This is a genomic window from Pseudomonas sp. GM33 (assembly GCF_000282295.1).
In the GTDB taxonomy this organism is placed as follows: Bacteria; Pseudomonadota; Gammaproteobacteria; order Pseudomonadales; family Pseudomonadaceae; genus Aquipseudomonas; species Aquipseudomonas laurylsulfatiphila.
In genome coordinates this window covers 35,521-59,979 of the sequence record NZ_AKJO01000074.1, presented here as the reverse complement: position 1 = coordinate 59,979, position 24,459 = coordinate 35,521, and the positions used below count along the sequence as shown (strand labels likewise).

At 62.1% G+C, this 24,459-nt stretch carries 19 protein-coding genes; 13 read left to right on the top strand and 6 right to left on the bottom strand.

The genetic code is table 11. From position 1 onward, the window contains the following. Positions 1-7 precede the first annotated feature (7 nt). From PMI26_RS17555 to PMI26_RS17590, 8 genes are all read left to right on the top strand, one after another. The gene (locus PMI26_RS17555; protein ID WP_007973815.1) at positions 8-1,009 is read left to right on the top strand and encodes a polysaccharide deacetylase family protein; all 1,002 of its coding nucleotides are present in this window, start codon (positions 8-10) and stop codon (positions 1,007-1,009) included. After that, positions 1,006-2,310, top strand: coding sequence for a lipopolysaccharide biosynthesis protein (locus tag PMI26_RS17560; protein ID WP_007973813.1), 1,305 nt, complete (start codon positions 1,006-1,008; stop codon positions 2,308-2,310). The genes PMI26_RS17555 and PMI26_RS17560 overlap by 4 nt, the downstream gene beginning before the upstream one ends. Beyond that, positions 2,307-4,226 carry a hypothetical protein gene (locus PMI26_RS17565; RefSeq protein WP_007973811.1) on the top strand — a complete coding sequence of 640 codons (1,920 nt, stop codon included), beginning with the start codon at positions 2,307-2,309 and terminating at the stop codon, positions 4,224-4,226. Before PMI26_RS17560 ends, PMI26_RS17565 begins: the two co-directional genes overlap by 4 nt. A gap of 87 nt (positions 4,227-4,313) precedes the next feature. Next, positions 4,314-5,003, top strand: a complete 690-nt coding sequence (locus tag PMI26_RS17570) for a hypothetical protein (protein ID WP_007973810.1) — start codon at positions 4,314-4,316, stop codon at positions 5,001-5,003. Between the two features lie 4 nt (positions 5,004-5,007). Next, complete coding sequence (locus PMI26_RS17575) at positions 5,008-6,219, top strand: GNAT family N-acetyltransferase (protein WP_007973809.1); 1,212 nt, start codon at positions 5,008-5,010, stop codon at positions 6,217-6,219. Continuing rightward, positions 6,191-6,985 carry a ChbG/HpnK family deacetylase gene (locus PMI26_RS17580; RefSeq protein ID WP_007973807.1) on the top strand — a complete coding sequence of 265 codons (795 nt, stop codon included), beginning with the start codon at positions 6,191-6,193 and terminating at the stop codon, positions 6,983-6,985. The genes PMI26_RS17575 and PMI26_RS17580 overlap by 29 nt, the downstream gene beginning before the upstream one ends. Before the next feature lie 304 nt (positions 6,986-7,289). Next, the gene (locus tag PMI26_RS17585) at positions 7,290-7,985 is read left to right on the top strand and encodes an N-acetyltransferase (RefSeq protein ID WP_007973805.1); all 696 of its coding nucleotides are present in this window, start codon (positions 7,290-7,292) and stop codon (positions 7,983-7,985) included. A 261-nt stretch (positions 7,986-8,246) separates the two neighbouring features. Further along, complete coding sequence (locus PMI26_RS17590; RefSeq protein ID WP_007973802.1) at positions 8,247-8,555, top strand: addiction module antidote protein; 309 nt, start codon at positions 8,247-8,249, stop codon at positions 8,553-8,555. A gap of 14 nt (positions 8,556-8,569) precedes the next feature. On the opposite strand, the gene PMI26_RS17595 is transcribed toward PMI26_RS17590, so the two are convergent. After that, complete coding sequence (locus tag PMI26_RS17595) at positions 8,570-9,382, bottom strand: class I SAM-dependent methyltransferase (protein ID WP_007973800.1); 813 nt, start codon at positions 9,380-9,382, stop codon at positions 8,570-8,572. A gap of 171 nt (positions 9,383-9,553) precedes the next feature. Here PMI26_RS17595 and PMI26_RS17600 point away from each other — a divergent pair, with 171 nt between their 5' ends. Next, a complete protein-coding gene (locus PMI26_RS17600; protein WP_007973799.1) occupies positions 9,554-9,934 on the top strand; it encodes a hypothetical protein in 381 nt (126 codons plus the stop codon). Here the strand turns inward: PMI26_RS17600 and PMI26_RS17605 are convergent, their stop codons facing one another. The 5 genes from PMI26_RS17605 to PMI26_RS17625 all read right to left on the bottom strand — a co-directional run bounded on the left by PMI26_RS17605 (position 9,935) and on the right by PMI26_RS17625 (position 18,502). Beyond that, entirely contained in the window at positions 9,935-11,368 is a 1,434-nt protein-coding gene (locus PMI26_RS17605; RefSeq protein WP_007973797.1) for a sigma-54-dependent transcriptional regulator, read from the bottom strand. Then, entirely contained in the window at positions 11,337-12,830 is a 1,494-nt protein-coding gene (locus PMI26_RS17610; protein ID WP_007973796.1) for a sensor histidine kinase, read from the bottom strand. Before PMI26_RS17610 ends, PMI26_RS17605 begins: the two co-directional genes overlap by 32 nt. A 103-nt stretch (positions 12,831-12,933) precedes the next feature. Next, the gene (locus tag PMI26_RS17615) at positions 12,934-14,046 is read right to left on the bottom strand and encodes an SCO family protein (protein ID WP_007973795.1); all 1,113 of its coding nucleotides are present in this window, start codon (positions 14,044-14,046) and stop codon (positions 12,934-12,936) included. Positions 14,047-14,063: 17 nt separating this feature from the next. Then, complete coding sequence (locus PMI26_RS17620) at positions 14,064-16,871, bottom strand: multicopper oxidase domain-containing protein (RefSeq protein WP_007973794.1); 2,808 nt, start codon at positions 16,869-16,871, stop codon at positions 14,064-14,066. 185 nt (positions 16,872-17,056) lie between these two features. Then, on the bottom strand, positions 17,057-18,502 hold the full coding sequence (locus tag PMI26_RS17625; RefSeq protein ID WP_007973793.1) for a sensor histidine kinase: 1,446 nt from the start codon (positions 18,500-18,502) through the stop codon (positions 17,057-17,059). 279 nt (positions 18,503-18,781) lie between these two features. Here PMI26_RS17625 and PMI26_RS17630 point away from each other — a divergent pair, with 279 nt between their 5' ends. The 4 genes from PMI26_RS17630 to PMI26_RS17645 are packed head-to-tail and all read left to right on the top strand — an operon-like array spanning position 18,782 to position 24,416. After that, positions 18,782-20,128, top strand: coding sequence for a hypothetical protein (locus PMI26_RS17630; RefSeq protein ID WP_007973792.1), 1,347 nt, complete (start codon positions 18,782-18,784; stop codon positions 20,126-20,128). Between the two features lie 35 nt (positions 20,129-20,163). Continuing rightward, complete coding sequence (locus PMI26_RS17635; protein ID WP_007973791.1) at positions 20,164-22,413, top strand: Ig-like domain-containing protein; 2,250 nt, start codon at positions 20,164-20,166, stop codon at positions 22,411-22,413. Positions 22,414-22,473: 60 nt separating this feature from the next. Next, a complete protein-coding gene (locus PMI26_RS17640) occupies positions 22,474-22,935 on the top strand; it encodes a curlin (protein WP_007973790.1) in 462 nt (153 codons plus the stop codon). Positions 22,936-22,964: 29 nt separating this feature from the next. Then, positions 22,965-24,416, top strand: a complete 1,452-nt coding sequence (locus tag PMI26_RS17645) for a hypothetical protein (protein WP_007973789.1) — start codon at positions 22,965-22,967, stop codon at positions 24,414-24,416. The last annotated feature ends 43 nt before the right edge of the window (positions 24,417-24,459 follow it).

Here is a 24,459-nt window from a genome sequence, read left to right as displayed (position 1 = left end):
GCGTGCCATGGCGATCAAGCAATTGTTAAAACGCACCAGTGGCTGGCTGTACCTCAATTCCCCGGTCGGGCGCAATCAACTGCACGGCGCCGGGGTGATCCTGATGCTGCACCGGGTGCTGGCCAGCGACCGGGCCGCCGCATTGCCCCATCGCAATGAACTGTGCGTGGGGCCAAAGGCGTTTGAACACCTGCTGCTGTGGTTGAAGAAACACTTCGACTGCGTGCCGCTGATGGACATCCTGCAACCCGGCACGCCACGCTCGGAGCGGCCGAAAGTGACGCTGACCTTCGATGACGGCTGGCGCGACAACGCGGTGAATGCCTTTCCGTTGCTGCAGCAATACCAGGTGCCGGCGAGCATTTTCCTGTCCACCGATTTCATCGGCAGCCGCCAGCGGTTCTGGTGGGAAAGCATCGGCGAAACCCTGTGGAACAGCCATGGCGAACAGGCACGCCGGCACCTGATCGAACGCTTGCAGCTCGCGGGGCGTCCGCTGCCGACACTGTGCGATGACCCGGACGAGCAGCGCCGCAGCCTGGCGTTGCTGAATTTCCTGCAGAGCCTGAAGACCCTGGCGCCGCCGGACCTCCATCGCCTGACCGACGACTGCCCGCAGGAGTCGTTGCCCCAGGCGCTGGACTGGCAGCAGGTGCGTACGCTCGAAGCGTCCGGCCTGGTACGCTTCGGCCCCCACGGTGCCAGCCACGCGATCCTCACCGGTCTCGACGATCAACGCCTGGACGAAGAACTGAGCCGCAGTCGCGACGCGCTGCTGCACGGTTGCAACCGGCCGCTGCCGGTCTATTGCTACCCCAATGGCGACAACGATGCGCGGGTGCGCCAGCACGTGGCCAGGCATGACTTCCCGTTTGCCCTGGGCACCGGAACCGGCCTTTATCGCGGGGCCGAAGATCCGCTGGCCCTGCCGCGCTTCGGCGTCAGCCAGCGTACTGCGCGCAATCCCGAGCTGCTGTCCTGGCGCATCTACCGTGGGGCACGTCCATGAGTCGCAGCCACTACCTCAAGCATCTGGCCCTGAGCATGGGCACCAAACTGGCGATGATCGCCTTGCGCCTGCTGCGCAACGTGCTGCTGGCGCGGATTCTCGGCCCCAGCGAGCGCGGCCTGTTTGCCTTGCTCAGCACCCTGCCCGACCTGATCAGCGCGGCCACCAGCGGCGGCTTGAACTCCGCGGTGGGTTATCAGGCGGCCAAGCAACGACCGATGGGCTTGCTGCTCAGCCAGGTGCTGGTGTTCGGTTGCCTGCTGGCGGCGTTGCTGACCCTGCTGGTGGTGGCGCTGACCCGCGAGTTCGGCAGTGAACTGGACATCACCACGCAATTGGGCCTGCTCGCCTGGCTGTTGCTGCTGGCGGTGCCGCTGACGGTGCTCAAAAGCGGTTTGCTGACCTTGCACAACGCCTCCGGCGGCGTAGTCGCCTTCAATGCCTTGCGCCTGATCGAATCGCTGGCGCCGCTGTTGCTGTTCCTCGCCTTGTTCTGGATGTGGCAAAGCGCGGCGCTGGAAGCGGCGCTGATCAGCTGGCTGGCGGGCATCAGCCTGGTGGTGCTGGTCGGTTGGGTGTGGCTCAAGCGCAACCAGCCACTGACCCTGCAATGGGACCGCGCCAGCCAGAACGAACTGCTGCGCTACAGCGCCCGCAGCCACCCGGACCTGCTGTTCCAGCAAGTGATCCTGCGCTCCGACTACCTGTTCATCGGCGCCCTGCTCGGCAGCACCGCGCTGGGTCACTACGCCATGGCCAGCGCCGCCGCCGAGTTGTTGCTGATCGTCCCGGAAGCGGTCACCACGCCGCTGATGAAACGCCTGCTGCAACAGGAAGAAGGCATCGACAAAGTCACGCCGCTGGCCTTGCGCCTGACAGCCACGGTGATGCTCGGCGCCTGCCTGAGCATGGCGCTGATCGGTGAATGGCTGATCGTCACGCTGTTCGGCGTGGCCTACCAACCGGCCTATCCGGCATTGCTCGCCCTGCTGCCGGGCCTGCTCGGGCTGTGCTACGCGAGCATCCTGCGCCTGGACTTGCTGGGCAAGAATCGCCCGGGTTCGATTTCGTTGTTGATGGGCCTCGGTGCCCTGCTCAACCTGGCGTTGAACCTGGTGCTGATCCCGGCCTACGGCATCGTCGGTGCGGCGGCGGCCTCGTCCATCGCCTACCTGGCAGTGACGGTCGCCCTGCTGGTGATGTATTGCCGCCTGAGCCAGGTGCCGCTCTGGCAAACCCTGATCATCCTGCCCAGCGATATCGCGCCGATGCTGCTGGTGCTGCAACGGAAGTCGGCATGAAGTATTTCGCGCTGCTGGTGAGCCTTGGCCTGAGCGTCGACGTCTATGCCGGGCCGATGCGCTGGGCCGATATCCGCGACGGCAGCCTGTACCTGCAAACGGATCGCCCCGACACCCTGAGCGTGCAATGGGTGCCGGCGTGGCAGGCCGGGGCCAACGAAGAACATCTGTATCTGCTCGATGGCCAGGGCAAGCTTGCGGGCGAACGGGCGATTGCCGCCGCCGAAACCCAGGGCAGCCAGCGCTGGCCACTGACACCGGGTGCCAGCAGTTATCGCCTGGAGATTGCGGGCTACAGTTTCCGCCGCTACCGCGTGGAACACGATGAGCGCACGGTGGCGCTGTTCGCACCGGCCAAGGTGCATTTCAGCGCGGAAACCCGTGACGGCGACGAGCTGTATTTCAAGGTCGCGGCCGGGGAGCACGCCGTCCTCGCCGGCAAGTTCCACGATGGCGTCCAGGCCCTGCAAGCCCAACGCGTGGGCGACGGCAAGCAACTGACGTTGACCCTCAAGCCCTACCGCGCCTATTGGCAATTCGACCAGGCCGAGCTGCCGGTTGCCGACAGCGATCAGGTTTGGCGCCTGCGCCTGCAAGGCAGTGGCAAGGCGGCATTCTGGCTCGATGGCACGGCCAATCTGTTCGCGCAGAATCCGCAACAGCTCAAGCCGGTGCGCGAGGACGATGGCCGGACCCGGTTGACCCTGCACAAGGACCTGCTCGGCAACACCCCGGACCTGGGCATCGCCCTGCCCTACGTGATGCCGCCACCCGCCAGCTTTGCCGTGCTCGATGCGCTCAAACCGCAGGCGGCGACTTACTACAGCCTCGTCGACATCATGGCCACGCGGCCGCACTACGAAGACGCGTTCCGTCGCCTGTACCAGGAGCGGTTCGGCATCACGAAGGACATCACCCTGTTGGCCGGCAGCCAGCGCCAGGCCGAACTGCGCGCCGACAGCACCAGCCATGGCGGCCTCGAGGCCTGGCTGGCCGCGACCCGTGCCTTGGGCGGCAAAGGCACGCACTACATCGGTTTTGCCGACGAGCCGAACCTCAATTACCCGGACTACGCCAGTTTCCAGACCCAGTTCGACAGCATGGCCCGGCAGGTACGCGACAACCCCGACAATGCCAGGGCCGGTGTGCGCATCGCCATCCCGGCCAGCTCGCGTTTTATCAACGGGCCGCTGTCTGAACACGCCGGCGAGCGGCGCGGCATCGATTGGGCCCGGCGCCTGCTCAAGGACAACGGCGAGCAGGTTGACGCCCTGGCCTGGCACGAATGGATGATCCGCGACCTGCTCGCGACCCGTGTCTACCGCGACAGCGTGCGCCGTGCCGCCGAACTGGTGGGGCTCGACGCTCAGGGGCGGCCGCGCAAGGCCTTGTTGCTCGACCAGACCAACATGTCCAGCGGTGCCAGCCTCAGCCCTTACGATCAGGAAACCCACTACGCCTCGCTGTGGTGGGCCTCGGTGGTGATCAACGCGTCCCAGGACGGTCTGCTCGACATGCTCGGCTGGTTCCAGGCCGCGGACGAGCCCGAGTACCCCAAGGGCATGCTGCGGGTGCTCGGCGATGATCGTTTCGAACTCAAACCCGTCGGCCTGGCCCAGCAGTTCATCCGGCAACACTGGCTGAGCCAGGTGGTGCGCCTGGACAACGATGCCTTCGAAGTCGATGCGCTGGCCATGGCCGACGACCTCAAGCGCACGCTGCTGGGGGTGAACAAGGGCACGCGTTTGCAGCGTGTCGACCTCATCGGTGTGGCCTGCCCGCTGGGCAAGGGCGCCCTGCGTTACTTCGGTGCCGACAATCGCAGCCGCGACGCGCCCTTCAACTGCCGGGACGGTCGCGTGAGCTTCGAGCTGCCCGGGCAAACCCTGTTCGCCCTCAGCTGGATTGCCTCATGACCGTCCCGCTTGTGCTTGGCCGTGTCGGCATTTCGCCGCGCGCAGGAATCCCTCCACTTACGGGCAATCCCGTCAGGAGCCAACAACATGAGTGCAATGCACAAACTCAGCGAACACATCAAGCAAAGAGGCCTGAGTGCCACCCTGAAAAAAGCCTGGAAGCACTACGTGTTTTCCCACCAGGAACTGCTGTGGATGGAGCGGGACCTGGTCAGCCCGGTGCCACCGCACAAACTCAAGGCCTACCCGCCGCTGCGGGTGGTGAGCATCACCCCGGAGAACGCCGTGGCCTTCACCCGTCACTTTGGCGACCGGGTCGAGACCATGGCCGAACTGGCCCGCGAGGGCTACACCGGGCAAATGCACCTGGACGACAAGGGTGACGCGGTGGCGTTCATCTGGGGGGCCGCCCGCAACTATCACGACAAGCACTACTACGGTTGCTGGTTCCCGGTGCAGCCAGGGGAATTCTTCGAGTTCGGTGGCGAGCTGGCCAGGGCCTACTGGGGCACCCGGCTGTCGATGGACCTGCAAACCGAGCTGTGGAAAGCCATGCACGCCCAGGGCTGCAACAAGGTGGTGGACGTGTGCGAGTGGCACAACATCCCGGCACTCAAGCTGCACATACGCACCGGCTACAGCGAACAGGGACGGATCACCAACGTCTACGAACTGTTTGGCCGTTGGCGCTTCTTCCGCGAAACACGCTACACCGGCTCGCGCCTGGAAACCTTGCGCAAACCGGTGCGTGAACCTGCCACCGCCGAGGCGACGTGATCCCATGACGCTACGATTCGAATGGCACACGTCGTTGTGCACCCACGACTTTCCCGCGGCGGCTTACGAAGCGTTGCGCCAGAGCGTGACGGACCACACGCCGTTCAACACCCTGGCCTGGCTATGCGCATCGGAACAGGCACTCAAACCCGGCGAGCGGTTGCACGTGCTGCTCGGCTGGCAGGGTGACGAACTGGCGCTGTGCCTGCCGCTGGTGGCGTCCGTGGAGCGCTTTGCGCGTGTGCCATTTCGGGTCCTGCATCATTTGGGTTACCCCCTCGCCGACCGTCTCGCGCTGCTGACCAGGCTGGACGGCGACGCTTTTGGCAAGGCGCTGACGCAGATCCGCCAGCGCCTGCCCCATGCCCTGCTGCAATTGAATGAACTGGCCGGTGCCACGGCCCAGGCCCTGGCACCGTGGCAGGCGCTGAGCTCGACCGCCGAACAACGCCTGAGCTGTCGGGTGCCGGTGCACCTGATCAGCGAGGCCGATCACCAGGAAGTCTCCGGCGATCCGCGCTACAAGCTGCGCCGCGCACGCAAACGCATCGCCGCCTGTGGCGCCCGGGTGCGGCGGATTACCCCCGACGCGCTGACCATGGGGCCGCTGTTGCAGGAAATCGCTGAAGTCGAAGCCGTGAGCTGGAAAGGCGATGAAGGGGTCGGGATCTTTTCCGACGCACGCCATCGCCAGTGGATGGACCGCGCCTTCACCGCACTGGCCGCCCGCGGCCTGGTGCGCGTGGTGGTGCTGGAGCTTGAGGGGCGCTGCATCAGCTATCGCCTCGGCTTGCTGGAACAGGGTCGGCTGTACGACTACAACCTGGCGTTCCTGCCGCAATATGCCGACCTGGGCAGCGGCCGGGTGCTGCTCGAAGAGTGGATTCGCTGGGGCCTGGAAGACCACTGGCAGTGGATCGATGCATCACGGGTCAGCCTGGAAAATTCCAGCCATCAACTGCACGAACGCATGACCGGGCAACTGGAACACTGGCGCTGGAGTTTTTACTCCTGGCGCCCGAGCGGTCTGGTGCTGGGGCTGGCCTTGCGGGTCTGGCAACGCTTCAAACCCCGATTGCAGCAATGGCGCGCCCGGCAAGCAGCGGCTGCAGTCGCCACCCCGGCGCCTGTCGCGACACCGGCTGTCAAAACACCTGCGCCTACGGAAAAACTCAAGGAGGCTGAACATGCCCCGGCAAGTGATAGTCAACGCTGACGACTTCGGCCTCAGCGCTTGCGAAAACGCGGTGATCCTCGGCGCGTTCCAGGCCGGGCTCATCAGCTCCGCCACCGCCATGGCCAACATGCCGGCGTTCGAAGCGGCCTGCGTCCTGGCTCGGCACCCGTTGCTCGAAGGTCGCATCGGCCTGCACTTCAACCTGACTTACGGCCGCCCGTTGAGCCAGAGCATTGTGCAGCGCCCGACCTTTTGCGACGGCGCCGGCGTGTTCGACCTCAACCTGCGCCGCACCCGCTTCTGGCTCGGGCGCCGGGATCGCCACGCCGTACTCGAAGAACTCGAAGCCCAGTGGCAACGCTGCCTGGACAACGGCTTGCGCCCCAGTCACCTGGACTCCCATCAACACGTTCACAACATCTGGCCGATCGGCGAGATCGTCGCGCGCTTCGCCGCCCGCCAGGGGGTGCCTGTGCGTCTGGCGCGCAACCTGGGGCAAAACCTCAGCTTGCCCAAGCGCGTGTTCAAGGACCTGCTCAACCGTCGCCTGAGCCACCTGGCCGGCGCCACCGCCGACTACGTGTGCACCCCGGTGGATCTGCGCAACGGCGCGCCGCCGCCCGACGGACTGCTGGAAATCGTCGCCCATCCGAACCGGCTAGGCGCCGACTTCGGCGATGCCTACCTGGAACCGGGAGAGTCCTTGAGTGCGTTGCTGGAACAGCGTTTGCCGGGTGTGCCGCGGGTTGCCTATACCGCTGCTGGCGAGGCTGCGCCCCACCGCGCGCAGGCTGTTCTCGAATAAACCGCAATCTCCTGTGGGAGCGAGCCTGCTCGCGAAGAGGCCGGCACATTCAACCTCTTTGTTGACTGAACCACCGCTATCGCGAGCAAGCTCGCTCCCACAGGTAGTACAGCTTTGAATCGGTGTTTTCCTCCCGAATACGTCCGGGACGAGCAGCTTTTTGACGCCTGAAAACCGTGTCAAGACCGATACACAACCTGAAATACATTGATGGCAAGGACATGACCATGCAATTGCCACTGGTGATCTATACCCATCACTACCTTCACCACACCCCACCAATCCTCGGTTAAAGGAGGGATTCATGAGCGTACTCGACAAGCTTCACGAACACATCAAGCGCAAGGGCCTGGGTCGCACGTTCAGTACGCTGTGGAAGCGCTATGTGTTCTTCCATTGGGAGTTGCTGTGGATGGAGCGCGACCTGGTCAGCCCGGTACCGCCGCACAAGCTGCGGCCCTATTCTCCCGTGCGCCAGGTGACCATCACCCCGCAGAACGCCACGGCGTTTGCCAAGCACTTCGGCGACCGCGTCGGGACCATGGCCGAGCTCGCCGCCGAAGGTCATACCGGACTGATGTACCTGGATGACGAAGGCCATGCGATCGGCTTCATCTGGGGCAGCACCCGGGATTATTTCGACCGTCACTATTACGGCTGCTGGTTCCCGGTCAAGGAAGGCGAGTTCTTCGAATTCGGCGGCGAAATGACCCGCGCCTACTTCGGCACCCGCCTGTCCGTGGATGTCCAGGTGGCCCTCTGGGAAGCCATGGCGCTGCAAGGCTGCAACAAGGTGGTGGACGTCTGCGAGACCCACAACATCCCGGCGCTGAAACTGCACATCCGCATGGGCTACCAGGAACAGGGCCGCGTCACCCACGTCTACGGCCTGTTCGGCCGCTGGCGTTTCTTCCGCGAAACCCGCTACAGCGGCTCACGCCTGGATCCGCTGCGCAAACCGGGGCGGCCGGTGGTGACACAGGCACAGGCCGAGGCTTGATTCCGGGGTTATCCGCTTTAGCGCGTCGCCCCCTTCGCGAGCAGGCTCGCTCCCACATTGGATTTGTGAACGACACAGATCAAATGTGGGAGCGAGCCTGCTCGCGATGGGGCCGCCTACATCTTCCTCAGAAAAAAACCACCTGATCGCGGAAATGTCTGACTGTTCATCCGTATCCATCCGGATACATTCGAGTAATGAATTATCTTGTCCAGCAGCCGAAATCAAACGCGCAAAAAAAATGGCAAAGGAGGTTTGACCATGAGCCAGACTTTGACGAATTTCGACATGGCGGCACTGCTCGACAGTGATGAAGCCATTAGCGAGTACCTGTCTCAGGTACTGGCAGACGGTGACAACGAGGAGTTTCTTCGCGCTATCGGCTATGTGGTGAAAGCCCGTGGCATGACACAGATTGCCAAAGACTCGGGAATGGGTCGCGAAAGCCTCTACAAAGCCTTCGCGCCCGGAGCAAAACCACGTTTTGATACGGTCCTGAAGGTCATTCATGCCCTGGGCATAGATCTCTGCGCGCAGCCAGGGCACACGGTCAATCACTCAAATCTCTGATTTGATTCCGCGCGTTATGTCACTGGCTTCACCACCACCCAGGTAAAACACAACGGCAACTGCGCTGCCTGCTGCTGATAGCGGTCATACAGTTCTTCGCGGTTGGAGTGCGGGTATTCCTTGAAGTGACGGATCTGCAGGCCTGCGGCAATGGCGGCGCCGAAGAGGTCGCCCAGGGTGTGGACGAACCAGTAGGACGGCGCGGCCGGCTGTTCGACCTTGCCCTCGTAGACGATCGGTTCGTGCTGCACGAAGGGTTCGCGACGGAAGTATGAACTGCTCGGGCGAAAAGGGTCGGCGGCCTCGGGGTCGAACATTTCCAGGAACGGGTGGGTTTCGTACACCACCAGCGCGCCCCCCGGTTTCAGCGTACGCGCCACATGGCGGAAGAATTCGCCGATGTCCGGCATCCAGTTCAAGACCCCGATGGTGATCAGCGCCAGGTCGAAGCGCTCCTGCAGTGGTGCAGGCAAGTGGTGAATGTCCGCTTCGATGAATTGCGGCGCATGGGGCGAGCGGCAAGCCAGTTCCCGTGCCTGCTCGAGAAATGCACCGGACTGGTCGACGCCCACCACGTTGCGCGCACCCAGGGCGAACAGCGACAGGCTTTCGCGGCCGTTGTTGCAGCCCAGTTGCAGCACCTCCTTGCCGTCGACACCGGTCTGGGCCAGCAGCGCGGTCAGGGTGTCATCCAGGCAGGAAAAATCCACCTGTTCCACGCCCTTCAACAAGGCTTGCCATTCGCTGGAGTCTTTGTGGTGACGGGCGGAGTCATTCCAGGCCTCGCGGTTGCTGGCGATGGCTTGTTCTTTTGTTGGCAGTTCCATTGCACACTCCAGGGTTCAGGTCGTCGAATTGACCGGCGGAGTCTAGATCAAGCCCATCCTGACAGATGTTGCGAACTTGTAATCCGCGCAGCGCCGACGGCCGCTCCCGGTGAGAGCTATAGTTAATGACCTTGGAAGAAATATGGTTAAACCGATTTAGCAGGTGTTGCCATGAAAAAGACCGACCTGACGCTTTTGTTCGCCTTCTGCCTGAGCGTATCCGCTGCTGCCCGCGCCGACGACTTTCCAAACACCACTGACTACAGCAGTGAATTCAACTATTACGGGGCCGACCAACCCTTCGCCCACCCCTCACCACCGTCCATGAACATCATCCCGCCGGGCTCATACATCCCGACCGCGCCTGGGGATTTCATTCCGGTTTCAAGCCAGCACGTGTTTACCGACTCGCGCCTGCCAACCGTGGCCGATGCCACGGTCCGGGTGTTTATCCGCTCCTACGATCCGGAGCGTGGCGTCTACGTGAACCAGGAAGTCGAGAATCCCGATTGCATGCTGTCCTGCCTGAGACAGGGCCCGGTGCTGCAATGATTACCACTGACGTTTGTCCGGGCGGGCGAGGCCGAGCTTTTCGATCCGGTAGCGCAACATGTCACGGCTAAGACCCAGCAGGCGTGCCGACTTGGTGACGTTCCAGTCAGTCTTGTCGAGCATCTTGCGCACCATGTCGCGCTCCACTTCCGGCAGGTTCATGGATTCGCCGCCGTTGTAGGACGGACGCTGTTCGCTGAAATGCTGCGGCTCGTGCTGAAACATCGGTGGCTCATCCACCAGGCTCAAACAGACGTTCAACTGATGGGCGGCGATGGTGTCGCTTTGCGCCAGCAATACGGTTTGCTCCAGCATGTTGCGCAATTCGCGTACGTTGCCTGGCCAGCTGTAGCTGAGCAGCAACTCTTCGGCCTGGTTGCTGAAATACAGGTTCGGCTTGCCGTAGCGTTTGCCGTGCAGCCCCAGGAAGTGTCGGGCCAGCAGCAGGATATCGGCGCCACGCGCATACAGGCGCGGTACCTTGATTGAAATGATGCGCAGGCGGAAAAACAGGTCGCGGCGGAATTTGCCTTGCTGGACCATCTGTTCGAGATTGCAGTTGGTGGCGCTGATCACCCGCAGATCGACCTTGCGCTCCTTCACCGAGCCGACCCGGCGAATGGTCCGGTCTTCCAACAACTTGAGAAGCTTGGCTTGCAACAGCAGGTCCATTTCACCGATTTCATCGAGGAACAGCGTGCCACCATCGGCCGCTTCCACCAGCCCCATGCGACGGTCCTTGGCGTCGGTGAAGGCACCCTTCTCGTGGCCGAACAGCTCTGATTCCACCAGGTTGGACGGGATCGAAGCGCAGTTGAATTCAATGAACGGGCCTTTGCTGCGCGGGCCGTCGAAGTGCAATGCCCGGGCCACCAATTCCTTGCCGGTACCGGTCTCGCCTTCCACCAGGACCGGCGGCAGATCGCTGTTGGCCATCCGCCGTTCGGCGTCGAGCAACTGGCTGATGGTGCCCTTGAGATACACCATCGGTGCCGACTCGCCAATCAGTGCCTGCACCCCTGACTTCTGGGCCTCACGCTCCTGGTAAAAGGACAGCGTGCGCTCCATGCGGTCGGTCGCCAGGGCCTTGTCCAGCAGCAGCTTGAGTTCCGGCAGGGCCACCGGTTTGGTGACGTAGTGAAAGGCGCCCTCTTTCATTGCCACCACGGCGTCTTCGACGTTGCCGTAACCGGTCATCATGATCACTTTCAGATCCGGCGCGCTGATGCGCAGCTTCTGGATCAGGTCGTGACCACTCATGCCCGGCAACGAGTTGTCGGTCAGTACCACGTCAGGTGCGAAAGAACCCAATTGCTCCAGTGCATCTTCAGCCGAGTGGCAGACGGTCACCTCGAAGTCCTTGCGCTCCAGGTAAGTCTGAATATTCTCGGCGAGGATCTCGTCATCCTCGACCAGCAGAATGCTGTGCTCCATATACCCCTCCCGTTGCCACTTTGAAATTGAGACAAACACGGGTTCCTTCCTGCTCCCGGCTGGTCAGATCGACCGAGCCGTCAAACCGCTCCATTATTCTTTTGACCAGGGCCAGGCCCACACCCAATCCACCTTGTTTGGTGGTGAAAAACGGCTTGAAGACCATTTGCTGTTGTTGTTTGGACATCCCTTTGCCGGTGTCGGTCAGGATCATGCTCAAGTAGCCGGGCACCGGGGAGTCGATCTCGATCGTCAGCATGCCCCCCTTGGGCATGGCTTCCAGTGCGTTGGCAAACAGGCTATTGAGTATTTGCGTCAGTAGCACCTGGTGGCTGACGACCGGTGGCACGCTGGCGGGAGCGAAACGCACTTCGACGTTCGAACGCTTGATCAGGGACTCAAAGGCACTCAGGGTGTCGTCGATGGCGAGCACCAGGTCGACCGCTTCAAAGTCGTCATTCATCGGCCGCAACGACACCAGCAACTCCCGGACCCAACGCGACATGCGGTCGACCTGGTTGATGATGTCGCCAATGTTTTTCTGGGCCGGCTGGCTGGCGATGTCCTGGGCCAGTTCGGCGCTGGAACGGATGTTGGCCAGTGGATTGCGCAAGCTGTGGGCGACCGCCGAGGACATTTCCCCCAGGGCGACAAAGGTTTCGTTGGCGATCAGCTGTTTTTGCTGGCTTTGCAACAGCATCGCCGCACGCCGCACGATCCAGAACAACCCCAGGTAGATTGCCGCCCCGCCAATCAGGGTCGCCAGCCAGATCGCCTTGAAACCACGCTGGATGCGCCCCACCAGGTCCACCGGTTCCTTGTAGATCTCCACCATGGCGATGACTTTGCTTTTGTCGGCGTTGAACATCGGAATGTAGTTCTCGACGAACAGGTATTCCGGTTCGTGCAGCAGGCGCTGCTCGGGACGCTCTTCATCGATCTGGTGGTAGCTGGTGGACACCGGCGATTTCATATCGAAGGATTCATCCAGTTCATCGTCGTCCTCGATGCGCACGCCGATCAACTCGGAGTTGGTCGACCAGACCACGGTGCGGTCCTGGGCATACACAGTCGCCAGCAGGATGTCCGGCAGATGCTCCACATGGTCGAGAAACTCGGCCCGTGCGGCGGCCCGGGATTCGGGGCGGACGTCGGCATAGGCATGATCCAGTCGCGGATCGAGCATTTCGCCCATGGTTCTGTCCAGCGAAATTCCGGCATGACGGATTTCGGCCTCGCCGATGGCCTGGATGAACTGCGCGGTCAGCATCGAATCGCGCTCGATGCTTTCATCGACCACAAAACGCGTGGAGATGTAACCCAGCCCCAGCGCCACCACGGCGATGATGAAAAAACTGGCCAGGGAGAACCAGCGCAGCAAGTTGAACTGCGGCCGCCAACCCTTGCGCGGCGCTGCCGGGGCCTGCGACGCAGGTACTTTTTGTTGTTCCAGTATCTGCATGGGGTCTGTCCTGAGTCCTTGAAAACCAGCCTTTCCAGCCCTGTATCAAGTCAGTGTAGGTAACATTGATAGCAATTGACTGGCCAACGTAACTATTTTGACGCTATTGCATTTGGGGCACGTTCGGTTGCGTAACTGAATGATGATGTTCAGGCTCCTCGCTACCACTGGCCAATGGCGCCACGGGCGGATGCTGACGGTCGGTTTCTTCGTGCAGGAAGTCGATGATGGACTGGGCGGACTTCTGGTCCAGCCGCAGGTTGGGCATCGAGATTCTGTTGTAGCGATCGAACAGTTCCATCGCAATCGGGTCCTTTTCCGCCAGCATGCGATCCGGCTCGCGGATCCAGCGGTTGAGCCAGGTCGGATCGCGCTGACGGGTCACGCCGATCAGGTCCGGGCCGATGCTGCGCAAACCAATGCCCTGCCCGTCCTGTGGGCCGAGGCTGTGGCAAGACGCGCAGCGGGTGCGGAACAGCTCTTCGCCATTGCTTGGCGGACGAATTTCCGGTGCATCGACGTAGCTTTCTTCCACACTGGGCTGCTTCCAGTTCTGCAGGGTGTTGGCCAGTTGGTCGGCCAGGATCCACGGATTTTCGAACGGCGAGGCTTTCATCCAGCGGCCCGTTTCCTGGTTGCCGACGATCAGGCTCAGGTTGTGGTCCTTGTTGCGTCCGTTGTCGATGCCGTCGATGAACAGGCCCAGTTTCTGCCGCAACTCGGTGACGTCGGCGAATTCCCCGGTGAGGAATTTCCACCCGGGCCCGACCTGGAAGCGTTGCGCATAGGCCTTGAGCACCTCGGGGGTATCGCTCAAGGGGTCGATGCTGATGGAGTAGAAGAAAATATCCTTGCCGACCCTGTCTCCCAGCAGTTTCTGCACCTGACGCAGACGCGCGGTTTCCAGGGGACAGGAGTCGCTGCACGTGGTGAAGATGAAATTGATCACCACCACCTTGCCTTTGATCATGTCATCGAAAAAACGCAGCTGCCGACCGTCCTGGTCGGTCAGCAGGGTGTTGGGGAAATAGCCGGCACCCCAGGGGGTGGCGTCCTCGACGACAGCGGGTTCGGCAGCGGCTGCCGGAGCCGCTGTGGGCGTCGACAATGGCTGGCTGGCGACCAGCAGCTGGCTGGCCAGCAAACCGGTCACCAGCATCAGCACCAGGTGCATGCCCAAAGCGCGTGAGCGTGGTGAATGCAGCTTCGTGTTCATGTCGACACCCTCCCGGTTCATTTCGTGACGGTCACTTTCGGACCGTAACCATCACCGGTACGGAAGGTTGGCAGCGCGGCAGAGTTCACGTAGCGCACACCATCCCAGCTCGGCAGCGGTGTCGGCATCAACTGGAATTGCCCCGGGTGTTCAATGTCCCAGCGCAACAGCATCGAGTTGTCCTCGTGCTGCGTGTTGTGACAATGCTCCATATAGGTCCCGGCGAATTCGCGGAAGTTGATCGCCATCTCTACGCTGTCCAGCCCATCCTTTTCCGTACCGATGCGGTACACGTCCTTGCGCGCCCATTTTTCCCACTCAGGCGGCGCCTTGCCGCCGCGGCTGAGAATGATCCCCTCCTCGAAGTGCACATGCACCGGATGGCTCCAGCCACCGCCGCCGAGCTTGATGTTCCACACTTCCAGGGTCCCGAAGCCCTTGACGCCGGCATCGGTCGGGCCGCTGGCCAACTGGGTGGCCGTGTTCAGGCGGCGTGGGTCCATGTGGAAGCCGAAGCCACCATCGGTCTTGACCGTCCAGGGTGCCTCATCGGTGCCGTCGGAGCGGCCGAAGGTGAAGGTGCGATGGCGGGCCTTGGCCAGCAGCGCCTTGTCGGCCGTGTTGTCGCGATGGATCTTCAGCGGGATCATCACCAGGCCTTCAGCCTTGCCCGGTTTGGCCGGCTCGTACAGTGCAGGGTCCATGGCCAGGTCCTGGCCGGTGTAGGCCTTGACGTTGAGCTGCAGGATCTTGCCCACTGCCGGGTCACCCCTGTCCCATTGGGGGCCATTGCTGCTTTGCTTGATCACCGCCAGGTATTTTTCCGAGAGCACGTCCGCCAGCGCCACCGGCTCTTTCGGGCCTTTGCCGTCGTCATGCACCAGCAGGTTGACGAAGAAGATCTTGTCGCCTGGCTTGATGCCGTTTTTCGCGAAGTTGACGATGATGTCGAACCGCTCGGCAATGCCCTGGGTGGGCAGGATGGCGTTGTGGTTCTGTTTGTCGCCGTCGGCGTCCAGGTCCATGCTGCCGTCGAAAGGCACGCTGTGTTCCATGATGTTGCCGTCGTTGGCGATCATGTGGAACGGCACCCTGGCATAGGACACACCTGAGCCTTTGGGGCCCTGGAACTCGCCGCTGGTGCCCTTGATTTCACGTACGAGCGCCAGTTTGTAGTAACGCGATACCGAACCGTTGAGGATACGGAACCGGTAGCTGCGGGCCCGCACGTCCAGGGTCGGTTTCCACTGCCAGTTGACCAGCACCTGGTCACCGATGAAACCGTCGGTGTTGAACGGGTTGAACCATAGCTGACCAGTCTGATCCCAGGCCTTGTCGGCCACGACCAGGTTGACGTCGTAGTCGCGGTTACCCCAAGGCAAGGCGCTGCCGCTGGGGAAACGCAGGTTGACGCCGTCGTTCACCGATTCGTTGCCACGGTCCAGGGCGCTGTAGTAGTTCATCATCGCCGCGTTGCCCTTGTAGACATTCTGCGCGGTGAAATCGAGCATGTGGTCGTGGAACCAGTGGGTACTCATGGTTTCACGCCAGTCGCCGCGGATCTTGATGGTGCCGTGGTCGCAGGTTTTCAGGCCAGGGCTGCCGTCGTTGGTCCACAGGGTTTCGCCGGGCGAGCAAGGGAACGCCGCGCGCGGATCCTTGGCATCGGTATTGATGCTGTCATAGCCGGCCAACTGGATCGGCCAGCGATAGTCGTAATACTGTCCCGGAAAGAAAAACGCGTTGGCATAGCCGTCGCTTTCCGCCGGAGCGTGACCATTGTGCTCGTGGGTGCTGATGGTGTGCAGGCCGAAGCCCATGTTCGCGCCAGGGTCGATCGGCAAGCCGTTGTAGTGACGCATCAACACCGGCTGGCCATACCTGACCATCAACAGTTTCGGCGGCAAGGTGCCGTCGAAAGTCCACACCGAGTTGTGCTTTTGCACCGGCATGTTCGGGTGAAAACGTGCATCGACGCCCTTGGAGGTGCCATCGGTTGCCGGTACACCGGCGACGTTGTGATACAGACCGCCGGGACCGAACTCGCCCACGGCGTAGTGGTGCATTTGCCGGGCATCACGGATACCGCCATTGATCCGTGCGCCGGTCTGCACGGTTTTGTAGGCGTTCTGCGGGTAGAACTCGTTCCAGCGCTGATGGGACCAGCCTTTTCCTGGTGGACGACCTTCGGCGGAAGAACCAATACGACGGTTGAGAAAATATTCGATCTGCGCCTGCCACGGATTGCGGTCAACCGCATTGGAATACTGGCTCGGAAAGGGTGTCAGCCCCGGTTGGCGCAAAAAGGCATCGAGTGCCGCGGTGGGCGGTGCACTGCGCGCCGCACTGGTAGGGTCCTGTTGCGGCAAAGGGCCAATGGCCGGTGGTGGAAACGGCAGCGGTGCAGAGGGAGTGGTGGGGTCGAGTTTTTCCGGCCCGAACTCCTCGAACAACACCAATTGCTGGGTAAATGGCTGCGCGCCGAACAACGGGCTGGGCTTGCCATTGGTGGGGTAGTTGAAACTGGTTTGCTGTGCCGGCGGAAGTTGGTTTTCCACCCGGGTGGTATCCCGCGAGCCTTTGTTCCCGTCAGGCAGATCGAAGGAATCCTGGTTGGCCTCCGGCATGCTCAAAATGGCATTGAGCGCCGCCGGTTCATCCGCGGGTTCGTCGTAATACGCCGAAGGATCGGTAGGCTCTGGCTGTCGCTCGTCGTCGATGGGGCTGGCGCGCAATGTCGCGGTGCCCAGCGCCATTGTCAGTACGACGCCCAAAGGCGTTAACAGTGTTAGACGTTTGAAGTTGTACCGAGCTTTTCTTTCCATCACCAGCCGCCTCGATGTCGTGAAGGGGGTGATGGTGGCTGTGCAAGGACCTCGCCAGCTTTGTAACTGTTTTATACAAAAGTATTAACACTCGATAAAACAATGGCTTATCAACATCAATGTGCCATGAGCGTGAGAATGACTGGGGAGTGCCCCCCGCTAACGGGGATAGTTCATCCCCGCTTTCAGGGGACCAACATGAACGACAGGCGGACGGTCGTGCCCTCGCCTTCACGGCTGTCGAGGGTCACTGCACCGCCAAAACGCTCCATGATCCGCTTGACCAGCACCAGCCCGACGCCCAGCCCGCTCTGCTTGGTGGTGAAGAACGGGCGGAAGGCCATGGCGCGCTGTTCTTCGCTCATGCCGATGCCGGTATCGCTGACCGTCACGCTGACGCGCTGGGCTTCGCGCGGCTCGATCCGGATGGTCAGCGTTCCGCCGCTGCCCATGGCTTCCAATGCATTGGACAGCAGGCTATTGAGGATCTGGGTCAATTGCACGTGCTGGCTCAGGACCATGGGCGTCTGGTCCGGCTCGAACACCACGTTGACCCTGGCCTTGCCGATCTGCTGCTCGTAAGCCAGCAGGCTGTCGTGCAGTGCAGCCACCAGGTTCACCGGTTCCGCCTCGTCATTGAGTGGTCGCAGGGACTGGAGCAACTCTCGTACCCAATTCGACATGCGATCGACCTGACCGATGATGTCGTTGATGTTGCCGTGTGCCGGACCGTCGTCGAACTCTATCGCCAGCTCGGCGCTTGAACGGATGTTCGCCAACGGATTGCGCAGACTGTGGGCGACCGCCGAGGACATCTCCCCCAGCGCGACGAAGGTTTCGTTGGTGATCAACTGCTTCTGCTGCGTCGCCAGCAGGATCGCCGCACGTCGCACGATCCAGTACAGCCCCAGGTAAATCAGAGCGCCGCCCAGGGCGGTCGCCAGCCAGATCAGCACCAGGCCGCGCTCCATGCGGTTGATCAGGTCCTGCGGTTCCTTGTAGATCTCGACCATCGCCGTGACGGTGGTGCCATCGGCGTCGAACAGGGGAATGTAGTTCTCGAGAAAGATGAATTTGGGGCGCACCGCGAACTTCTGCTCCATGCGGGACTGGTCCACATCGTGGTAACCGGTCGACACGGGAGTCTTCGAGTTGAATGCCCGCTCGAGGTCTTCATCGTCATGAATCGTGGTGCCCATCAAGGACGGGTTGGTCGACCAGATCACCATGCGGTCGGGGGCATAGATATTGGCCAGGATCACGTCCGGCAGATTTTCGATATGGTCGAGGAATTCATCACGGGCACTGGCCCGGGCCAGCGGGTCGACGTCGGGAAAGTCCTTGTCTGTTCGTGGGTCGAGCAACTCGCCCATGGTCCGCACATTGGGCATCGACACATGGCGTACCTCGGCCGTGGCAATCGCCTGGACGAACTGTGAGGTCAACAGCGCATCGCGCTGCACGCTTTCGGTAATCACGAACCGCGTGGACACCGCCCCCAGCGCCACCGCCACCGTGCCGATCACCGCCATGCTGATCAGCGAAAACCAGCGCAGCAGATCGAACGGCTGCTTGCGCGTTCTCAAGCGGACTTCGCTTTCGCTCGCAAGCACTTTGGCGATTGTGGTCATGAACACGTTCCCGGTAACCCCCCATAGGTTTATAGCCCACCCAAGGCAAATTGCCCGAACCTGGGGGCTGCGATTCCCCACCCGTCCCTACGCCCCATCACCCCCAACATTGGGGACAACCGCCCGTTTGAGCACTTCCCGGTCTGTCGGCCGCGACTGCGTCAACGCCTTTACTCCGGGCCTCTCACGGGCGTTTTCGCTAATTGGTATGGAAGTTGCCAACTTCCCAGCCAACTGACCCACCCCTATGGGGCAGGTACTTCGATAGAGGGAATACTCATGCACCCTTTACTGTACAAAACCGCGACCACGCTGGTCGTGACCGCTCTGGCCCAAGGCATCGCCCAGGCAGCGCTGTTTGCCGTAGACCCGGGACCCTACCTGCCAGCCAACGGCAATTTCGCCGCCTGGTATCAGGATTCCCACGGCCGAACACTTGACCTGTGCCTGTCAAAGGCTGTCAGTTCCAGGGTTGCCAGCGCGCCTGGCGCCCCGACTTACATGTGCTCGTTGATTCCTAACCCGGGGATTTTCGATGACACCCAACCGTTGGTCTTCCCGACCAATTTCCCCGACGAAGCGTTCTGGGCGACAGGCGAAACGACCATCGTCGACGCCGCCCGAGGCATCGACCTGACCTATGTCTCGGCGCTCGAAGCCGCCTTCAGCGGTGGTGATCCGCTGGAGGGCGATCAGATCAGCTTCGCCCGTATCCGTATCCGCGTCGACGTGCCCGTTGCCGGCACCTATGTCATCACCCACCCCTACGGCGTCGAGGTATTCAATATCGACACCCCCGGCCGGCGGGCGATCAACATGACCCGGGACATCGGCATCGGCGCGCCAAAAACCTACAACGGCGCACTCAAGGGTGACGTCGGACCATTCCTGCGCAGCCTCAACGGCCCCTATACCGAGACCAACCCGACCACGGGCCAGGCGGAAACATTCGTCGGCGATCCGAACCTCAACGAAGCCGTCACCGGCAGCCCGTTCAACACTAACTACGTGCGCATCGAAGGCCCCAATGGCCTGGACTTGCGCACCACCCTCTTCGCCGTTTCCGGCAAGTTGTCGTCGGTGGTTCGGCCGACCCCGGTGATCGCTGAACGCAGCACCTACTCGCGTCATGCCGGCGCCAGCGCACCGGTGGCCCAGCAGGATGTGTTCGTGATGGCCCCGCCGCCGCCGGCCAGCGTGACCCTGACCAGCAACAACCCGGTGCTGAATTTCTCCGAAGCGGACACCACCGGCCACTGGTATGCGCAGTCACCGACCAATCCGGCCCTGCCGAGCACCTTGCAGGTGACCGCCGACAACCACCTGGCCATCCCAAGCAGCACGCCGACCGTCCTGCCAATGCCGCTGACCGACCTGGTGACGATCTCACGGGCCGAGTACAGCCTGAGCACCGGGCAAATCAGCATCAGCGCCTCGACCAGCGATGAAACATCGCCACCGGTGCTCACCGCTACCACCGGCACCGGTCTAGCCATCGGCGCCCTGAGTGGCGACGGCGCCGAGAAAAGCCTGGCCACCGGCATCACGCCGATTCCGCCAGCCCAGGTTCGCGTGACGTCATCCAATGGCGGCAGCGATACCGAAGAAGTGGTCATCGTGCAATGAACGCTCACATGCCCAGATCCTCATCAGGAGGCATCATGAACAAATGGCCACGCCTGGCGGTCAACGCCCTGGGACTGACTCTATCGCTGTCCGGCAGTGCTTTCGCGCAACTCGCCGCCGTCGATCCCGGCCCTTACACCTTTGCCACCGGGAAATTCCCGATCTGGTATCAGGACCAAAATCAGCTGTCGATGGAGCTGTGCCAGTCCCGTGCCGTCAGCACGAGGGTCGCTGCCAGTGTGCCGCCGGCCTACATGTGCACCCTGCTGCCGACACCCGGCATTTTCGACGACACCCAACCGATGGTGTTCCCCGATAACTGGCCGGACGAAGCCTTCTGGTACCTGGCCGAAACCACCATCCCCAACAACGCCGCCGGCTATGGCATGGATGCTTATGTCGCCGGGATCGAGGCTGCATTTGCCGGCGGCAATCCGGTCGACGGCGACCAAATCAGCTTCGCGCGGATTCGCATGCGGATAAATGTACCCACTGCCGGGACCTACACCATTACCCACCCCTATGGTGTGGAAACGGTCAACGTCACCACGCCCGGACGTCGTGCGATCAACATCACCCGGGACGTCGGCATCGGTGCGCCAGGGGTGTTCACCGGTGCGGTCAACGGCGCGATCGGGCCGTTCCTGCGCAGCGTCAACGGCCCCTACACCGCGGTGAATCCGGACACCGGCGCGGTCGAAACCTTCATCGGCGACCCGAACCTCACCGAGGCCGTGACCGGCAGCCCCAACAACACCAACTTCGTACGCATCCAGGGTCCGGCCGGGACCATCCAGACCAACCTCTTCACCGTGGCCGGCAAGGTGCTCGACAGCCGCGCCCAAACCGCCGTGGAGATGAGCCGCGCCACCTACCGACGCACCGCCGGCACGGGGGGCAACAGCACCCGGGTCGAAGTGTTCGCCAAAGCCGCCAACGGTTCGACCCTGTGCTTTCGCGAAAGCATCGCCCTGGTGCCCGGCCCGCCACCCACGCCTTGCCAGACCAGCATGGTGAGCGATAACAACGGCACGTTCTTCGCCCAGCATCTGCTGGCCAACGGCACCGTGCCTCCGGTCGTGGTGGTGACCGCCACCAACCCGGCCGGCACCACCCGCCCGACGGCGGTGTCGAGCAAGCTCTCGGACGTGGTGAAAATCCAGACCGCTCGGTATAGCTGGAGCAACCACAGCCTGCTGATCGAAGCCTCCTCCACAGACGAAGTGGTGGTACCGGACATGGTCGCCCAGGGTTTCGCACGACTGACGAAATCCGGCACCCTGCAAAGCCTGACGGTGGCTGACCTGGCCCAACCACCTGCAACCGTCACGGTGAAATCCGCCGCCGGTGGCAGTGACACCGAGCCGGTTGTCGTCGTCGGCACTGCACCGGACACCGGCGCCAACCAGGCACCGATCTCCGTTGCCGATACCGGCAGCACCAGCTTCGGCGTGCCGATCACCCTCAACCTGCTGGCCAACGACAGGGACCCTGATGGCAACACACCGCTGAGCATTACCGCGCTGACCCCACCGGCGACCGGCCAAGGCACCGTGGCATTGAGCGGCACCACGGCGGTGGTCTACACCCCACCTGCCGTGGTCAACGCGCCGCTGACCACGACCTTCACCTACAAGGCCCAGGACATCAAAGGCCTGGCCTCGACGACGGCGGCAACCGTGACCATTACCGTGGCGCCTAACCGGCCTCCGGTGGCAGTCGCCGATGCCGTCACGACCCTGGGTGTGGCGATCCCTATCAGCGTGCTGGCCAACGACACCGATCCGGAAGGCAACCTGCCGCTGGCCGTCGCCAGCTTCACTCCGCCACCGACAGGTAGCGGCACCGTCAGCAGTAACGGCACAGTGCTCACCTACACGCCACCGGCCAGCGTCCCCACGGCCTTCACCACGACCTTCACCTACTTCGCCAGGGACAGCTTCGGCGCCGTGTCGACGACGCCGGCCACGGTCACGGTGCAGGTCTCGCCAAAGCCTGCTGCGGAAACCTTCGCAGTGACCACCGCAACGGTGAGCGCCCGCTCCAATAACCGCTTCACCTGGAACTTTGCCGGCACCTCATCGGTGACCACCGGCAACACCATCACCGTCAAGGTCACGACCCCTGCCGGGCTGGTCACCCTGGGCACCACCTCCGTACCGGTGAATGGACGCTGGAAGTTGACGGTGAACAACACCACCACCGTGGTTCCGTCGGCGAACCCGACCGCCACGATCACCTCGTCCCAAGGCTCCGTGCGTTCGGTGCCGGTGATCGCCAACTGAGCCCGCGCCCCATCAGCCACGCTGGCTGATGGGGCCGGCTTCAAACCTAAGGACAGGTCCATGAAAACTTCGACTGCCACCTTGCTCTGCCTGCTTCTGCTGTGCGGCATTACAGGCGTGCACGCCGACGATCTGATGGAAAACGAGGACCTCGGCCCCGGTGGCGATCTTGGTGAGTTGCCACCTCCGGCAGGTCAGCACGCGCTGATCGACCAGAACGGCCAGGCCAACGTCGCGATGCTGCAACAGAACGGTCAGTCGTTGCTCGGCACCATCGTCCAGGCGGGAAGCAATCAGGAGGCTTACATCCTGCAACAAGGAAGCGACTTGATGGCAATGATCAATCAGCAAGGCTCCGGTAACGATGCCTCGATTACCCAGACAGGCAGCCACAACCGCGCCCGGATCTCGCAGAACGGCAATGACAACAGCGCCAGCATCGACCAGGCCGGCACGGGGCTGCAAAGCGCCGTGAACCAGTCCGGGAACGGCATGAGCGTTTCGGTCAAACAATATCGTTAAAGCACTGCACCCTATATGGAGATTCAATCATGTTCAAATTGACGCCCCTCACCGCCGCGATCCTCGTCATGGCCAGTGCCCAGGCCATGGCTGAAGACAGCATTTCCAACCAGTTTCAGGACGGCACCGCCAACATCGCCGACGTGAAGCAGATCGCGGCTGCGCTCAGTAGCGCCAATCAACAGCAACAGGGTCTGGGCAACGATGCCGCGGCGGTGCAGGACACCGCCACCAGCACCATAGACCAGCAACAGTCCGGCCAGTACAACGCCGGATATGCCGAGCAGCTGTATGAAAACGGCAGCACCATCAATCAGCTGCAGTCCGGCACGTACAACAACACCCATGCCAGCCAGTCAATCGGCGTGGGTAGCAGCGAAGCCTTGCAGCAACAGCAAGGTAACGGCAACTTCTCGCTCATCTACCAGAGCAGCCAGGACGGCGCGTCCGCCAAGACCTTCCAGTTCGGTGACAACAACGAGGCCAACGTCGAACAGACGGAGGTGGGCATCGACAATAAAGCGACGGTCACCCAGCACGGCAACGAGAACTACGGCACCGCCGAACAGGTGTTGCACAACGGCGCCCGGATGGACATCAACCAGAACGGCGACGGCAACTATGCCTATGGCGACCAGCGCAACGGCCAGGGCGGCAACCTGAGCATCAACCAGCACGGCAATGGCAACGGCACCGAAGTCTGGCAAGAGACACAGGTCGCCAGCCAGACCACCATCAACCAATACGGGAACACCAACGAAACCATCGTCGACCAGAGCTTTGGCGATAACAACGTGGCTTCGGTGCTGCAGGTCGGCAACCTCAATGCCCTCTATGCCGACCAGTACGAATCCACCAACGCGACCCTGGCGCTGTATCAACAAGGCAACAGCAACGTGCATTACACCTATCAAAACGGCACTGACCAGGTGCTCAATGTCACCACCACAGGTGACGGCAACAAGGTCTACGCCAGCAACTGGAAAGGCCCGCAGGCCGGCGGCCAGTTCGGCAAGAACCAGCGTGCGACCATCAACCAGAATGGCTACGACAACGTCGCCAACTTCACCCAGAACGGCACCGGCCATATCGTGACCACTAACCAGACCGGTACCGGCAACAAAACCACCGTCAGCCAGGACAATTTGTATAACGAGCTGTACTTCGACCAGAACGGCACTGACAACATCCTGATCTCCGACCAGCGCGGCGAGACCAACCTGGCCATGGGCAGCACAATGGGTACGGGCAACAGCACCGAATTCAATCAGGACGGCAGCAGCAACCGCGCCTACACCCAGCAATTGTCCGGCAGCAGCGACAACATGATCACCGTGAAACAGGCCGACACCATGAACGTGGCGTACGTGACCCAGGGCGGCACCGGCAACATCGCCAACATCGACCAGAGCGGCATGGCCCAGACCGCCACCGTGCAACAGTATGGTTCGACCAACCAGGCCACCGTGATGCAGCAGTAGTCGGGGGGCTGCGGGGAGCCTGACACCCCGCGGAGTTTCCCTG

Excerpts from the sequence above, each read along its gene's own strand:
- PMI26_RS17555 (WP_007973815.1), top strand. The coding sequence starts at position 8 with ATGGCGATCAAGCAATTGTTAAAACGCACCAGTGGCTGGCTGTACCTC.
- PMI26_RS17560 (WP_007973813.1), top strand. The coding sequence starts at position 1,006 with ATGAGTCGCAGCCACTACCTCAAGCATCTGGCCCTGAGCATGGGCACC.
- PMI26_RS17565 (WP_007973811.1), top strand. The coding sequence starts at position 2,307 with ATGAAGTATTTCGCGCTGCTGGTGAGCCTTGGCCTGAGCGTCGACGTC.
- PMI26_RS17570 (WP_007973810.1), top strand. The coding sequence starts at position 4,314 with ATGAGTGCAATGCACAAACTCAGCGAACACATCAAGCAAAGAGGCCTG.
- PMI26_RS17575 (WP_007973809.1), top strand. The coding sequence starts at position 5,008 with ATGACGCTACGATTCGAATGGCACACGTCGTTGTGCACCCACGACTTT.
- PMI26_RS17580 (WP_007973807.1), top strand. The coding sequence starts at position 6,191 with ATGCCCCGGCAAGTGATAGTCAACGCTGACGACTTCGGCCTCAGCGCT.
- PMI26_RS17585 (WP_007973805.1), top strand. The coding sequence starts at position 7,290 with ATGAGCGTACTCGACAAGCTTCACGAACACATCAAGCGCAAGGGCCTG.
- PMI26_RS17590 (WP_007973802.1), top strand. The coding sequence starts at position 8,247 with ATGAGCCAGACTTTGACGAATTTCGACATGGCGGCACTGCTCGACAGT.
- PMI26_RS17595 (WP_007973800.1), bottom strand. The coding sequence starts at position 9,382 with ATGGAACTGCCAACAAAAGAACAAGCCATCGCCAGCAACCGCGAGGCC.
- PMI26_RS17600 (WP_007973799.1), top strand. The coding sequence starts at position 9,554 with ATGAAAAAGACCGACCTGACGCTTTTGTTCGCCTTCTGCCTGAGCGTA.
- PMI26_RS17605 (WP_007973797.1), bottom strand. The coding sequence starts at position 11,368 with ATGGAGCACAGCATTCTGCTGGTCGAGGATGACGAGATCCTCGCCGAG.
- PMI26_RS17610 (WP_007973796.1), bottom strand. The coding sequence starts at position 12,830 with ATGCAGATACTGGAACAACAAAAAGTACCTGCGTCGCAGGCCCCGGCA.
- PMI26_RS17615 (WP_007973795.1), bottom strand. The coding sequence starts at position 14,046 with ATGAACACGAAGCTGCATTCACCACGCTCACGCGCTTTGGGCATGCAC.
- PMI26_RS17620 (WP_007973794.1), bottom strand. The coding sequence starts at position 16,871 with ATGGAAAGAAAAGCTCGGTACAACTTCAAACGTCTAACACTGTTAACG.
- PMI26_RS17625 (WP_007973793.1), bottom strand. The coding sequence starts at position 18,502 with ATGACCACAATCGCCAAAGTGCTTGCGAGCGAAAGCGAAGTCCGCTTG.
- PMI26_RS17630 (WP_007973792.1), top strand. The coding sequence starts at position 18,782 with ATGCACCCTTTACTGTACAAAACCGCGACCACGCTGGTCGTGACCGCT.
- PMI26_RS17635 (WP_007973791.1), top strand. The coding sequence starts at position 20,164 with ATGAACAAATGGCCACGCCTGGCGGTCAACGCCCTGGGACTGACTCTA.
- PMI26_RS17640 (WP_007973790.1), top strand. The coding sequence starts at position 22,474 with ATGAAAACTTCGACTGCCACCTTGCTCTGCCTGCTTCTGCTGTGCGGC.
- PMI26_RS17645 (WP_007973789.1), top strand. The coding sequence starts at position 22,965 with ATGTTCAAATTGACGCCCCTCACCGCCGCGATCCTCGTCATGGCCAGT.